The 13,547-nt window shown below is 45.9% G+C and carries 14 protein-coding genes and 2 pseudogenes; 1 reads left to right on the top strand and 15 read right to left on the bottom strand.

What is annotated here, in order from left to right; genetic code table 11:
• Positions 1-2 precede the first annotated feature (2 nt).
• From Ami103574_RS03010 to Ami103574_RS02990, 6 genes are all read right to left on the bottom strand, one after another.
• Complete coding sequence (locus Ami103574_RS03010) at positions 3-854, bottom strand: recombinase family protein (protein WP_132384094.1); 852 nt, start codon at positions 852-854, stop codon at positions 3-5.
• Positions 851-2,425 (bottom strand): recombinase family protein, encoded by a 1,575-nt coding sequence (locus Ami103574_RS03005; protein WP_163065214.1) that lies wholly within the window; start codon positions 2,423-2,425, stop codon positions 851-853. Before Ami103574_RS03005 ends, Ami103574_RS03010 begins: the two co-directional genes overlap by 4 nt.
• Positions 2,395-2,559 (bottom strand): hypothetical protein, encoded by a 165-nt coding sequence (locus Ami103574_RS03000; protein WP_163065213.1) that lies wholly within the window; start codon positions 2,557-2,559, stop codon positions 2,395-2,397. Before Ami103574_RS03000 ends, Ami103574_RS03005 begins: the two co-directional genes overlap by 31 nt.
• 91 nt (positions 2,560-2,650) lie before the next feature.
• Positions 2,651-2,806 carry an SHOCT domain-containing protein gene (locus tag Ami103574_RS15655; RefSeq protein WP_165920982.1) on the bottom strand — a complete coding sequence of 52 codons (156 nt, stop codon included), beginning with the start codon at positions 2,804-2,806 and terminating at the stop codon, positions 2,651-2,653.
• Positions 2,807-2,817: 11 nt separating this feature from the next.
• Positions 2,818-3,189 (bottom strand): recombinase family protein, encoded by a 372-nt coding sequence (locus Ami103574_RS02995; protein ID WP_132383889.1) that lies wholly within the window; start codon positions 3,187-3,189, stop codon positions 2,818-2,820.
• A gap of 15 nt (positions 3,190-3,204) precedes the next feature.
• The gene (locus tag Ami103574_RS02990) at positions 3,205-3,585 is read right to left on the bottom strand and encodes a type II toxin-antitoxin system PemK/MazF family toxin (protein ID WP_132383887.1); all 381 of its coding nucleotides are present in this window, start codon (positions 3,583-3,585) and stop codon (positions 3,205-3,207) included.
• 347 nt (positions 3,586-3,932) lie between these two features.
• Between Ami103574_RS02990 and Ami103574_RS02985 the strand changes: the two genes are divergently transcribed.
• Positions 3,933-4,088, top strand: a complete 156-nt coding sequence (locus Ami103574_RS02985) for a hypothetical protein (RefSeq protein ID WP_163065212.1) — start codon at positions 3,933-3,935, stop codon at positions 4,086-4,088.
• 119 nt (positions 4,089-4,207) lie between these two features.
• Here the strand turns inward: Ami103574_RS02985 and Ami103574_RS02980 are convergent, their stop codons facing one another.
• The 9 genes and pseudogenes from Ami103574_RS02980 to vanR form a co-directional block, all read right to left on the bottom strand.
• Positions 4,208-4,621, bottom strand: a complete 414-nt coding sequence (locus tag Ami103574_RS02980; protein ID WP_132383885.1) for a sigma-70 RNA polymerase sigma factor region 4 domain-containing protein — start codon at positions 4,619-4,621, stop codon at positions 4,208-4,210.
• Positions 4,622-5,093: 472 nt separating this feature from the next.
• Positions 5,094-7,226, bottom strand: coding sequence for a serine racemase VanT catalytic subunit (gene vanT / locus Ami103574_RS02975; RefSeq protein WP_132383883.1), 2,133 nt, complete (start codon positions 7,224-7,226; stop codon positions 5,094-5,096).
• A 177-nt stretch (positions 7,227-7,403) separates the two neighbouring features.
• A pseudogene (locus tag Ami103574_RS16160) lies at positions 7,404-7,557 on the bottom strand (D-alanyl-D-alanine carboxypeptidase family protein); the annotation flags it as partial.
• Positions 7,531-7,815: pseudogene (locus Ami103574_RS16155) on the bottom strand (D-alanyl-D-alanine carboxypeptidase family protein); the annotation flags it as partial. The pseudogenes Ami103574_RS16155 and Ami103574_RS16160, both read right to left, overlap by 27 nt.
• Before the next feature lie 164 nt (positions 7,816-7,979).
• Positions 7,980-9,029, bottom strand: a complete 1,050-nt coding sequence (vanG, locus tag Ami103574_RS02965; RefSeq protein WP_132383879.1) for a D-alanine--D-serine ligase VanG — start codon at positions 9,027-9,029, stop codon at positions 7,980-7,982.
• Entirely contained in the window at positions 9,026-9,862 is an 837-nt protein-coding gene (gene vanW, locus Ami103574_RS02960) for a glycopeptide resistance accessory protein VanW (protein WP_132383877.1), read from the bottom strand. Before vanW ends, vanG begins: the two co-directional genes overlap by 4 nt.
• Before the next feature lie 214 nt (positions 9,863-10,076).
• Positions 10,077-11,504 (bottom strand): VanZ family protein, encoded by a 1,428-nt coding sequence (locus Ami103574_RS02955; RefSeq protein WP_163065210.1) that lies wholly within the window; start codon positions 11,502-11,504, stop codon positions 10,077-10,079.
• 122 nt (positions 11,505-11,626) lie between these two features.
• A complete protein-coding gene (locus Ami103574_RS02950) occupies positions 11,627-12,769 on the bottom strand; it encodes a sensor histidine kinase (RefSeq protein ID WP_163067903.1) in 1,143 nt (380 codons plus the stop codon).
• Positions 12,747-13,451 (bottom strand): VanR-ABDEGLN family response regulator transcription factor, encoded by a 705-nt coding sequence (vanR, locus tag Ami103574_RS02945; protein WP_132383893.1) that lies wholly within the window; start codon positions 13,449-13,451, stop codon positions 12,747-12,749. The genes Ami103574_RS02950 and vanR overlap by 23 nt, the downstream gene beginning before the upstream one ends.
• Between the last annotated feature and the right edge of the window lie 96 nt (positions 13,452-13,547).

Raw genomic sequence — 13,547 nt, 5'->3', positions numbered from 1 at the left:
GGTTACTCCTTTCCGATCAGTTTTCCGTTAATCATCCGCAGCCACAGGCTACCGTCCACATCAATGACCACCTGCTTGACCGTATCCTCAAAGAGCCGGACTGAGAAAGCATCCAGCGGCTGTTGTTGCTCGAATATCACCAGTAACCGGCGGGTTAAGTATACCGGCTCCGTATCAGCACAAGCTCCATATTTTGCGGCGGCACAGCCGAATATGAGTAACTTGATGTAGTCGCTGTCCACCTCGCTTTTTTCAATCTCCCGATTGATTTGGTTTTCCGTCCGGGCAACATCAAGAGAATAGTTCTCCCTGTGCGGTGAAGGAAGCTCCAGCAGGCTCGGATTGCTGATAATCACATTTAGTATTTCTGTTACACTCTCCAGCAGGGCTTGGTCGGTAATGCGCTTGGGTGTGATGCGCCCCTCGGCGGAGCAGCACCATGCTTCATAATTTTTGCTTCTGCCATCCCTTTTGTATTTGGCTCCACAAGCCCCACAAATCGCCTTACTGCGGATGCTGTCCAGTTCCTCGGATAAAGGCTCCACTTGGCTTTTCTGCCCGATCAGGGCGGCTACCGCATCGAACGTGTCGGCAGGGATAATCAGTGGGAAGTCATCATCGCCGCAGTAGCGAGAATTCTCCAGCATCCGCTTGACCCTATGCTTGTTCCAGTCGGTGCGGTTCTCCATATAGGGGACGCTTTTGGCAGTAAGCCGCTCGGCAATCCGGAGATAGGACATCCCGTCTTGGTAATCCTCAAAAACTTGCCGTACCACAGCGGCTTCCACTTCATGAATGCACAGCGTACCGTTTTGAATGTGATAACCGAAAGGAAGGTATCGGTTTTTCTTCATCGTCCGAACACCTCCTTTGGCAACTGCTCCGTAAAGGCAAACCCACCGATGAGGCAGAATTTCAGCTGATCCTGCTCGGTGACAACAATCTGATTGACAATACTGTGAAACAGAGTTTCGTCAAACCCTGTCAGGTACGGCGCTCCCTGTTCTATCAGCTCAACCAGCAGCCTGCATTCTGAAATCATCTCATCGTCCGCATCGCTTTCCAGCAATCTGCGGCGGTTGCGCTTCAGAAGGTCAAGCTGCTGGTTGATTTCATTGTTTTTCTGCATAAAAATAGCAGAGTCCATGTAACCTTTCGTCCTGAGACGATTCAGTACCAGACTCTGCTTGGTGAGTTCCGCTATTTCTTTGTTGATGCTTCCGACTTTTACGTCGCTCATGGTGATTTTGGATTTGAGATCCATCAGTTCTGTTAAAGTGGTGGAGAGAATATTTCGGCTGTTCTGTTTTAGCTTGTTGTACATCCGGAGGAAGGCCTGCATGATGGCATCCTCCCGGATTTGGCGGATTTCGCACAGCTCCTTGCTGCGGAAGTGCTTATGGCAGACCCAATAGGTTTTTCCGTTGGTTAACCGGCGGGAGAAGTTTGTGCCGCATTTCCCACATTTGATTTTTTGAGAAAATACATACTGTTTACAATTCCCCTTGCTTTGGCAGAGGGAGTTACGGGCTTTCATTAATTGCTGTGCCTGCTGAAACTCCGACCGGCTGATGAGCGGCTCATGGGAACCAGTGACATAATAGCGGTCACGCTCGCCCTTGTTGCGCTTGGTTTGAAAGGGCATGGTGTCGGTGGTGTATGATTTCTGCAGCAGGGCATCACCGATGTAGCGCTCACTTTTGAGGATATAGCTGACGGCGGTATAGAGCCAGTTAACCTCGCCGTTCTTGCAGGGGATGCCATCAGCGTTCAGCTCGGCCGCAATCTGATCCATGCTCTTGCCGGAGAGATAGCTTCCGAATATCCGGTGCACCACCGGCGCTTCCTTGAGATTGGGAACCAGCGTGTTATTTACAAGGTCGTATCCATAGGGAGCACAGCAGCAAGTGAAGTTGCCGTTTTGCATCCTACGGGCGTAGCTCCAGCGCATATTGTTGGAGATGGAGGTGGATTCCTCCTGAGCGATGGAGCTGAAGGCTCCGATTATCATCTCATCATGCATATCCGCTGTCTTGAGGCCATCTTCTTCGAATTCCACCTCGATGCCAAGGGCTTTCAGCTCCCGGACGGTGGAGAGGCAGTCGTGGATGTTCCTTGCAAACCGGGAAACGGACTTTACAAGGATGCGGTCGATTTTGCCTTTCCTGCAGTCGGAAAGCATCCTCTGGAATTCCTCCCGCTTATCCGACCGGGTTCCGGTGATACCCTCATCGGCGTATATGTCCACCAGCACCCATTCATCATTTCCGGAAATCAGAGAAGTGTAATGCTCCATTTGTACGGAAAAGGAATTCAGCTGGTCTGCCGAATCGCTGCTGACTCTGGCGTAGGCGCAGACACGCAGCTTGGGCGGTGCATAGCGGTAAATGGCATTTACCGGTTCAATAACCTGTACCTGCGGCATGGCGGCACCTCCTGTTCTTTCAGAGCTTGCTGCAACCGTTTGGTCTGCTCTTTTTCTGAGCTTTCAGCTGTTAACTGTGCCTCTGTTGCTACACGGCAGTAAACAGCAACCCTGATTGTTTTTTCTTTTTGCATCGTGGATTCTCCTTTCGTGTAAGTTCAATACCCCTTGGGTATTAGCACATACACTACCACAGAGATGCAGAGAAAGCTATCACAAAATCCACTAAATAATCCGGAGCCTCGGCTTGTACTTCTCGACCGCAAACCCATCTGCAATCTGAAATTCCTTAAGGCTAATTTTGCCCTGCTCCAGAAGATAGGTGAGAAAGTTGTGTGCCATTAAATAACGGACTTCGTTTACCGGCTCTGTTTTTGTCATAGCGTTTCCTCCTATCGCAATTGAAACAGCAGCATTGCCAAATCAGACAGCTTGATTTCGCCCTCCATCGGGGAATAAATGCTGATTCCACAGTTGCTGATTGTTTGAATAAAGTTCATGGTCTTTGCCATATCCCGCCCGATCCGGCTTACCGAATCCACCAGCAGGATATGAAAGCTCCCGGCTTTTGCTGCTTCCAGAACAGTCTGCAGGCCGGGGTGGTCAAAATGCAGACCGCTGCCCAAGTCCTGTGAGGAGCCGACAACGGCAAACCCCATCTGTGCTGCATAGGTTTCCAACCTCTCGTATTGTCCTTTTAAAACTCCGTGGATATCTTCCGGCGCATCGATGCGGCAATAAATCCAAGCGGATTTCTTGTCCATATAAAGCACCTCCTTTTACAAACTCAGGCTCATTTGCGGTTCCGGCAACAGGGCATCCAGACCGAAGCTCACGGCTAAGGCTTCATTGACCTGCTGCATCTTTGGTTCGCTTAAATGGCCTATGTACTCACGCAGGCGGGAACGGTCAATGGTTCGCACCTGCTCCAAAAGCACAAGGGAATTCTGCCGTAGCCCATACTGCTGGCTGCACAACTGGATATGAGTGGGCAGCAGGTTCTTTTCGGTGCGACTGGTAATAGCGGCCACGATAACGGTGGGACTGTAGCGGTTTCCAATATCATTTTGGATAATCAGTACCGGCCTGATGCCGCCCTGCTCACAGCCAACCACAGGGGTTAAATCGGCGTAGAACATATCGCCTTTGTAGATACGCATTTTGCATTCCTCCTTTGCGTGAAATTAGTTGTTATATCACAAGGATAAGGACAGCCACCAAGTTTGATCTGATGTATTCGGCAGGGTGGCTGTCCTCATAGTTTCTAATATAACAAAACTCTTGTTCTTCGTTTTCTGCTGCTTCTATTCGACACTACTCCCCGAAGCAGAACACCACAGGCAGATTGTCTGCGGCATAAGGACTATTTCGTCCTTTGGGCAGTCAGCTTAAACCAGCCTTGGTTAGTGGCTGTCATGGGACTCTCACCCTCACCGGGTTCTCCGGTGACCGCACCCATTGCGATGTCTGTGGCTATGCGGAAGTATCATTGTAGGCTGTTCAGATCATGGCGGGGCAATCTACCACAGATTGCTTTATGGACGGACATTTTTCGCTCGACATCTTTGATGCTATCGTGTTTACGAATAGCTCTGACCTATCCGCAGATGGTCTTGGCGTGTCCTCCGAAGCCGCTTTCCCCTCATCGGAGCTGAACAGCTAACGTATTTAAGCTGCTGGATATGACCGAATAGTTTCGGTATTTTTCAAGGAACACGAGAGATAGAAAAATCCCCCTCACTTCTATAAAGGAAAAAGTGAGGGGGGTGTACGGATTAATTTTTAATTCTCAAGGAGTTTTTTCAGCTTCTTGAGTATACGATGCTTGCGGTCATGGAGTGTCATGGTGGCCATTCCAAGCTCCGTGGCCAACTTGCGCTCGCTTTTATCATTGAAAAATAGTTCATCAATGAGGAAACGTTCATCCTCCGGTAAGAATTGAAGAGCGATCCATAACGCCTCCAGCTGTTCCTGACGAATAAGCTTGTCCACGATATCTGGTTGAACACGGACAATGAGGTAATCAATGTTGACACCGTCCTCTCGGAACCGCTCTAGCGAAAGCTCATTTTGATGGATCAGCTTGTTTTGGTAGCGTTCCGCTTCCCGCTCTTTATGGTAGGCACGGTAGACGGCCTCACTGACCTCGACACGCTGCCGTTTTACTACGATGGTATATTTTTTGTTCTCTGACATATGCTTGTCCTCCTAATTTTCAAAATGTGATTGAAAACGAAGGACAAGAGGCGGTGACCGGCATCGAGGTATGATTCTGTGCAGCAAAAAAAGAGCGCACCTGTGGACATGACCGTCCATAAGTACGCTCTTATATACTATTTCACGTTCTACCTGCTCTGGTGGTTCGTGTTGGTGGGCATAGCTATCCGCTGAGGAACATAGTCTTTTTTTGACGAATCACCTATGTAATCACTGATTATGCAAATAGCCTAATATCGCTGCAGCAGATGCGCAGCGGTGTAGTCTGTAGAGACCAACACATAAGAAATCCCTCCAAACTTCACGGGTTTGGAGGGTTACTTGAGTTGCTTTAGAATATTTAGGCATGAAAAATGACCCGCCAAAGCGCCGTTTTTTTTATTTGGCGGGTATTTCTCTATCTTTGATTCTGATATAGATATAAACTTGCTAAAATAGACCTTTCAAAATCTTAAATTAACAGCCTTTCCAACCGTTCACCCAGACGGCTAAGGATTTCATTAGAGATTGTCCCATCCTGCTCCGCAAGATCACAGGCGGTTATTCTCTCATTTCCAGACTGCCCAATAATCACAGCAACATCTCCAGACTTGACGTTCGGAATGTTGGAGATATCCACCAGCATTTGATCCATACATATCCGTCCAGCAATAGGGGCTTTGATGCCCTGAATCAAAACACTTCCCACCCCACACGACAGGGAACGCGGGATGCCGTCACCATATCCCATTGCCACAACCGCTATTCTATTATCCTGCGAAGCGACAAATTGCAGTCCGTAACCGGCTGCTTCACCTGCAAATAAATCTTTGACTAAGGCGATTCGCGCCTTTATGGACAAAACCGGCTCCAGGGAAATGCCGCAGCGTTCCGTATCGGCGCGGGTGCTGAGTATTCCATAGAGTGCGATCCCAACCCTTGCATAGTTTTCAGCTAGTTCTGGATAGTACAAAAGGCCGTCACTGCTGACGATGTGCTTTTTAGGGCATGTGAATCCGTGCTGATGAAGCTCGGCAATGACGTCGTAAAAGGCTTTTGCCTGGGTATGAGTAAACTTTATACTTTCATGGGAAGTTTCATCAGCCACACAGAGATGGGTAAAAACACCTTCGATTTTCAAGTTCTTACACTGAAAAATTCTGATGATTTCTTCTATCTTTTCGCTGCGCTCTCCCAAACGGCTCATTCCCGTATCAATTTTGACATGCACCGAAATCTTTTTACCATATCGGTCGAGTACCTTCGCATAAGAAAGATCAAGCACGGTCTGCGTCAGGTTATAGCGGCGCAGAAGTGAAAAATCCCTCGGGTGGGTATAGCCCAAAACTAAAATCGTTCCGTTGACGCTATTTTTACGCAACTCGGCCCCTTCCTGAACAGTTGCGACGCAGAAGGCATTTACGCCCATACAATTCAGCTCCCGTGAAATCAAGACCGCACCATGCCCGTAGGCATTTGTCTTGATGGCGGGCATCAACTCACAGCCATTAGGAAGCAAAGCGCGAAGGGCGTCCACATTATGGTGCAGCGCAGCACGGTCAAGCTCTATCCATGCCCGCCCTTTCTGGAATACTTTTTTCTTTCTAAAAATGGGCAACTTAGCTATCAACACAGCAAACAGAACAGACAACACTGATACTGCAAGATAATGGATCAGACTATTTTGTACCAGCATATCCTCAAGGCCAGTTACTTTTGCCGCTCCCCGTACAACCACAATAAAAAGAGGATGAATGAGGTAAATCCAGGTGGAAATAGACCGTAAAAATGGTCCCGGTTTGCGATCCCACTTCATTACAAGCTGATAGAGAAAATACATGCACGGCAGCAGAGCAAGGTACATGCTATCGTGGCGTTGCCAGCCAAGATGATGAAGGGCAAATCCTTCGACGGTCATCAGCATCATGGAAAACGCAAACCCAACCGCGCTCATTTTCATGCTGCAAGTCCGTGTGGAATGACCAAGCCATGCGCCCATCGTCAAAAAGACAGGCGCGTAAAAGAGTCCGTTACGGGTATAGGAAAATACATGAAACATAGCGTCATAGGCCGTGGACAGAACCGGCACACCGGAGATCGCACCAAAATAGCTGTCTCCCATCAAGCCAATGCCATACAGAAACAGGCTGACAACCATAACCGCATGGAACGGCAGCCTGCGACTCAAAAGGAATACAATCAGAGCGCCCAGGATGACCGCTGGCAGATACCACAGATGGTAGAACGTGCCATCAAACAGGGCCATGCGAATAACGTCCGCTACGTCAAGCCCCTTGAACAGGCCTGCGTAAAGATTGACCGGCAGATAAATGATGATTGCCACAGCGTACAGAAACGCGGCTTTTTTGAAAAACTGTATGAGCGGATGGGTGTCACGGCTCCTTTCAAACAGGTAGCCGGGCAGGACGAAAAAGCCAGATACCATCAGGAAAAATGGCACGGCAATCCGGGCGACGATTCTGGTCAGGAAAAAATCTGCATTTACACTGAATGTAATCAGAGGCGAGGTATGGATGCAAATGACCAGTAAGGCAGCAATGAGCTTGAACGTATCCAATCCTCCGTATTGCTTATCCTTTGTCATTGCAATTCCTCCACTTGGTCAGAACAAACCCGTCTGCGTTATTGCCGGATACCGAGTATGGAATGTCGTCCTCAATTTCAAATTCGGCGTCCGCTCCAGCCGCGGTCTTTACATAGGCAACCTCAATATTTTGATTCCCCGTCCGATACAAAAAGCGTTTCTCTCCGTTGGGATACTGCTTTAGAAAAGCATGATATTCTTCCAGTGTCAGCCCAAGCTCTGTCATAATTGCAGCATGAGGCGCTCCAACGTAGCGGAAATGCCATGGTTCGTGCGCAATTCCTGTGATAGCCTCTTTCCCATTTGGATAGCGTTCAATGAAGCCGTAGGCCACGGCTTTTTCCCGAAACGTCTGACAGATGCCTGAATAGGGAAAATCTGGCCTGATGAAGTCAATCTCCGGTTTGCGGAGGCCCAGGTCGATGGCAAGTCCGGTCTGATGTTCGCTGTGATCCGGATTCGCCACAAACTGCTCTGTAAAAGCAGCCCCGTTGTCTCGCAGAGACTGGTTATAAATGTCCTGCTGTTCCGCTCTGGAGCGCCAGCCGCTCACCGCGCTGATCTGCTCCCAGCCCTCGATACTGCTCATGAGCTTGGAAAGCAAAACGGCGGCTCTGCGTTCCAGCAAGACACTGCTCTTTGAATGGGCTGGGACAAGAGAACTTTCCGCATTTCCCGAACAGTAGGGATACTGAGCATTGACCAAAATCAGGTTACCCGCATTGATAGACTTTTTCGGTATCACAAGCATTTTCATACGCCGACCGCCAATCCAATCACGCGAGAAATAATCTGCTCAAGAGAAATGCCGATGGCTTTCATCATGTTGGGATACCGGCTGTGAGAGGTGAAGCCGGGAATCGTATTGACTTCATTAAAAATGATCTTGCCGTCAGCGTTCAGGAACATGTCCACCCGCGCAAAGCCACGGCAGCCCAGGGCCTGATAAATCGTCTTTGCGGTCTGTTTGATTTCCTCCGCTTTTTCTTTTGAGATTCGTGCCGGGACATGAATGGCCGAGGTTTTCAGGGTGTACTTTTCCGTTAAATCAAAAAATCCGTCCGATAATTCGATTTCATCGACCTCTCCAACTGTCAGCTCATTATTGCCCATCACGGCGCAGCCAACTTCAAATCCAGTTATGCTTTCCTCTACGATGACTTCATCATCATATTCAAAAGCCAACTTGATGGCGGCAGGAAGATAGTGCCGATCAATCACTTTAGTAATGCCATAGGAGGAACCGGCCCTGATCGGCTTTACAAACAGGGGATATCCGAGACTCTCAGCCTGTGCCAGGGCGATTCCGGCATCCATATTCTTTTTCAAAACGAAGGAAGTGGGAACCTGCACACCGGCGATATGTGCCAGCTTGTGCGCACGGTCTTTATCCATACAAAGCGTCGATGCCAGTGTGCTACAGCCGACAATCGGGATTCCCGCCATTTCGAATAAGCCCTGAACTGTACCGTCCTCGCCATTTTTTCCATGGAGAACAGGAAACGCGGCGTCAATCGGGAGTTTTACAACTTTGTCAGGGTGAAATACCAACAGGGTATGCGCTTTACGATCCGGTGAAATTACCGCCGGCAAGCAGTCCGAGGGATTGCACCATGTGTCAGATGCAATTTTTTCATTATCCCCTTCAAACCGATACCAGTCTCCCTTTGATGAAATCCCAATCAGTACGGGCATAAATTTGTCAGTATCTATATGTGTAATTACAGAGTAGGCCGATTGGAGCGACACACTATACTCAGGAGAACATCCCCCGAATAAGATCGCAATATTTAATCTGTTCATTTTGCTTTTGCTCCTTTCTCAACAATATCCGTCCCTTCGGGAAGCGGATAGCCGATTTCGCATTTATTTCGATAGAGAAGTTTTTCAGAGGCATAGGCCCCGGTTGCTGTCAGAATCGTTTTTTGCTTCACATCCACTTCTTCATAAACCTTGTTGTTCTTGCAATAATACAATGTCTCACCATTTATAACCTCATAAAGTTGCCCGTTATCCTGATCGGTCAGTAGTCGTCCGATAATGTGATCTTCATCAAACGTAATGCTGATCTGAAAGGACATTTCTGTTTCGTTTTTTACCTTCAGATCGAGCCAGCCCTCTGATACGGTCGCATCAACACCCATAGGTGCATCGCTGGGCGGCTCCGGGAAATCCTTTATGCCATGTCCATGCCTCTCCACAACAGTAAGCGGTGTATGAATAAACATCCAAAAGAGCAGATTGCTCATCTGACACAACCCGCCGCCAGAGGTCGTTGTGAGCTTCCCATCAACTACGGTCAGACCATCTTTATAGGGAATATCCCTGTCCGCATATCGGACCAACTTCCAGAATGAGAAGGTTTCATTTGGCCCGATAATCACTTTATCAAGAGTGGCTGCGGCCAGTTTCAGGTTAAAAACCTTATTTCCCTGATACACCATGTCAAAGCCGGTTTCCCGGTTATATAGAGGACAGCTTGTTTCAAAAAGCTGATATGGCAGCGTGGTTTCGGACTTGCCCACAGCATATCGGTTTCCGTCCAAACGCATCCTCGTATAGAAGCAAAATCGGCGCTGCCAGATCCTCAGCGGCAGCAACCATGGGAAAATCTGTGTGATTCGTTTTCTCGGCATGTTAAAATCTCCTTCCTACATAACAAAAGCCTGTCTGCTTTGATAAGATTATGCTATCAAAAGCGGACAGGCCGTATTTTAATATTGAGTTGTTTAATTCCTAAGAAAATCCTAATGTCAGATTGATGTTTTCCTAATGAAGATGCATACAAACCAGATAACAGCCCAATATGCGCCTTCCTATCCGTCTTGGAAAATTCAAGAACATGAAGTGCTATTTTGCCAAAACAGGGATCTGACAATTCCATGAATTATCCTTATTGTTGATATATCCAGTAAATTGATAAACCGGCTGATAAAATCCTTTTGTATCGTAAACATAAGCGAGCTTGCATTCTTTTGCCCACAGGGTATCTCCCTGCTGGAAGGGGACATATTGTTCAAAGTTTCCATCTTCAACCTCTTTAAAGGCTGCTTTGGGAGAAATAATTTCTTCTGTTGCTACATATTCATTCCAGCTGATTCCGTAATGCATGGAGGTAAGTTCCAAATTGCTATCAAACTGCATGAAGATAGAGCCGGATGTGAATGCGGTTTTGGCAATTGGCAGGTCGTTCTTTTCCGGTGTGTCCCATCGAAGCGTATCGTTGTTTTGTAAGCTGAAAACAGCGGAATCGGGAAGTAGTCCATTTTCTTTCAGCCAGTTTTCATAAAAATCCGCATAGTTCTTCGCTGCTTCGTCTGTCAATGTAGCGGTATCACGCCATGTTGTGTAGCTCCATTGTCCTGTCCTAAAAAAGAAGTTGAGTTGAACGTCTTCACTATTGGGACTTTTGCCAGTGTAAACACGGTTTTCGCCTTCACGTCGCTGAATACCAGAAAAGATAACATCTTCCAATTTGGCAAGCGGGGAGATTACTTGTTCTATATAGTCTTGATCTTCTGTATATTTATTTTTGTATATGGAGGCCGTCGCCGGTTGATCTGACAGGGAAAGATCAGTGTTAATTTGAACCTTTGACATATCCTGCTTTGATGCAGGCCGAATCGGCATATTTCCGTAAGGCTGCTGCTCATAAACAAACGACACGGTCCCAATGATCATTCCAATGACACATGGAAATATAAGCACTTTGCCAATGGGAGCAAAACGAATGCGCTTTTCTCTAATAATGGAAAGCACTGCCATAATACAAAAATATCCAAATAAGCTTCCAATGCAATTGTGGAATAAATCATCAAGTTCGAATATCCCCGTCCCCGTCAATAATTGTACGATTTCAATACAGATAGTCAGCCCAATGGACACGAAAAAAGTTACCTTGAACTTTTCTGCCTTCTTCCAGAAAAGCGGTAATAAAAATCCAAACGGTGTAAACATCAGCATATTGAAGATAATAAGCTGCAATTCGCTGATTGACCACTTATTCCATGCGTTCACATAGGCACTGAAAAAGTCGATATTAAAGCTTCCGGTGAAGTTTGCACCACGGCTTAAGGTGGTCAGTGCCAGTACCAGCAACAACCAGCAGCATAAAAGAAACAGGACAATCACCTGTGTTTTCGACATACTCCTTTGGCCATGAAACGCCTTTTTATAGATCATGTAGCTGACAAAAATGGTAAGTGCCAATAAAAGGCCTCCGATGAGTGCAAACACACACCATCGGAGCAATACTTGAGAAATTGTAATAATGTCCATGCGACATCCTCCGTTTATATATTGTAGTTCAATGCAAAAGTCTTTGTAATGCATTAATTACAGTATAAAACATCTGTGCCGGATCAAATTTAATACTTTCTTGATTAATTCCTAAGAAAATACTAAGATGCGGTGTGATTTAACGGAAGTGTAATAATAAAAGAAGTTATATGTTCACGGCTTTCTACGGTAATTGAACCACCATGCAAAATAATAATTTCTTTAGCAATTGCAAGTCCCAATCCCGCACCCCCGGTATCACTTGTTCGGGCTTCGTCAAGACGATAAAATTTTTCAAAAATAGCATTGCATTTTTCAGGAGGTATGGTATCTCCTTTGTTTTGAAATGTAATTGTTACGGTATTGCTGCCACTTTTTTGGGCTGTGATTTGAATTACTGTATTAGGGTAGCTATAAGCAGCGGCATTTTTCAGAACATTGGTAAAAACCCGTCCCAACTTTTCAGCATCTCCATAAAGCTTTAGTTCTACATCCGCATGTAAAACGGCAGTATTCCCGTGGCTTGACAAAACGGGCAGCAGTTCATCGGTTAATTGTACCAGCATATAGTAGAGGTCTATATCTGCTTTTTCTATTTTAATTTGTTGTAGATTGTACCGTGTTATTTCAAAAAACTCATTAATCATTTTTTCCAGCCTGTATGCTTTATCAAGTGCGATATGCGTGTATTTTTTTTTCTGCTCCGGCGGCATATTTTCCACTTCTTCCAGCAAGTTTAAATATCCTATTACAGAAGTAAGCGGAGTGCGGATGTCGTGGGCAAGATACATCACAAGTTCGTTTTTACGCTGTTCCGCCGATTGTGCTTCTAGCTTCCGACGTTCCAAGGTTTGCTTCATGGCGTTTAGCCTTTGGGTGATGGCAGTGAGTTCTTCCGATAAGCGGATTTCCTCCGAATTATCGATGAGAATCATCCCTAGACTTTGCTCAACATCACACAGTGGCTTGGTCACATAGCGTAAGAATGCACGGATAATAAAAAATAATCCTACACAGATAAGCAGTATCAGCAAGATGAAAAATGGCTGGTATATGTTTTGTGCTACAAAAAAACCCACTTGAAGGAAATCTGCTGCTATCTGAGTAATCCATCTTCCGCCGATGCTGCTCCAATGAAAAAAATACATCAGAGCAATCGCCAAAAGAAAAGCTGCCAATACTCCAATCAGCGCAAACAAAATTTTAATTTGCAAACGGGTATAATCAAATTCATTATTATTTTTAGATTTCAATTTTATAGCCAACCCCCCATATTGTTTTAATATATTTTGGATTTTCGACAGTGTCATTCATTTTTTCCCGAAGATGACGAATGTGGACCGTGATCGTATTGTTACTTTTGCTGTAATATTCATCCCTCCAAATTTTATGGAATAAATCCTCTGCACTTACAACATTACCTTTGCTTTCTAAAAGAATACGCAAAATTGAGAATTCCGTAGGTGTCAGTGTGATCGGCTCTTCGTTTAGAAAACACTCATGTGTTTTAATATTCATTACAAGACCGGAATGAAAGATGATATCTTTTTCCACATCTTCACCATGCCTGGTATTATACTTTTTATACCGCCGTAATTGTGCTTTTACTCGTGCTACAACTTCAAGCGGGCGAAAGGGCTTTGTGATATAATCGTCGGCACCCAATGTAAGGCCGGTGATTTTATCGATTTCTTCATCTTTAGCAGTCAGCATAATGATGGGATAGGTATGCTGCCGTTCCCGTATTTTCTGGCAAAGCGTAAAACCGCTAATATCCGGCAACATAATATCTAAAATTGCAAGGTCAACTTCCGTCGTTTCAATGCAGGCAAGAGCTTCCTTTGCAGAATAAAACTTTAATACCTCGTAATTTTCATTTTGCAGATACACTTCTATCAAATCTGCTATTTCATGTTCGTCATCAACGACGAGAACTTTATCACTCATGATTTCAACTCCTTCCAGAAAAAAACTATATTTTACTATTTTACTAAATCCATCGGCCAGATTTGTGATTTCTCGCATGAGAAATTATTAAGATTT

The sequence above is a fragment of the Aminipila butyrica genome (assembly GCF_010669305.1).
GTDB lineage: Bacteria > Bacillota > Clostridia > Peptostreptococcales > Anaerovoracaceae > Aminipila > Aminipila butyrica.
This window is presented reverse-complemented; position numbering and strand designations above follow the sequence as displayed.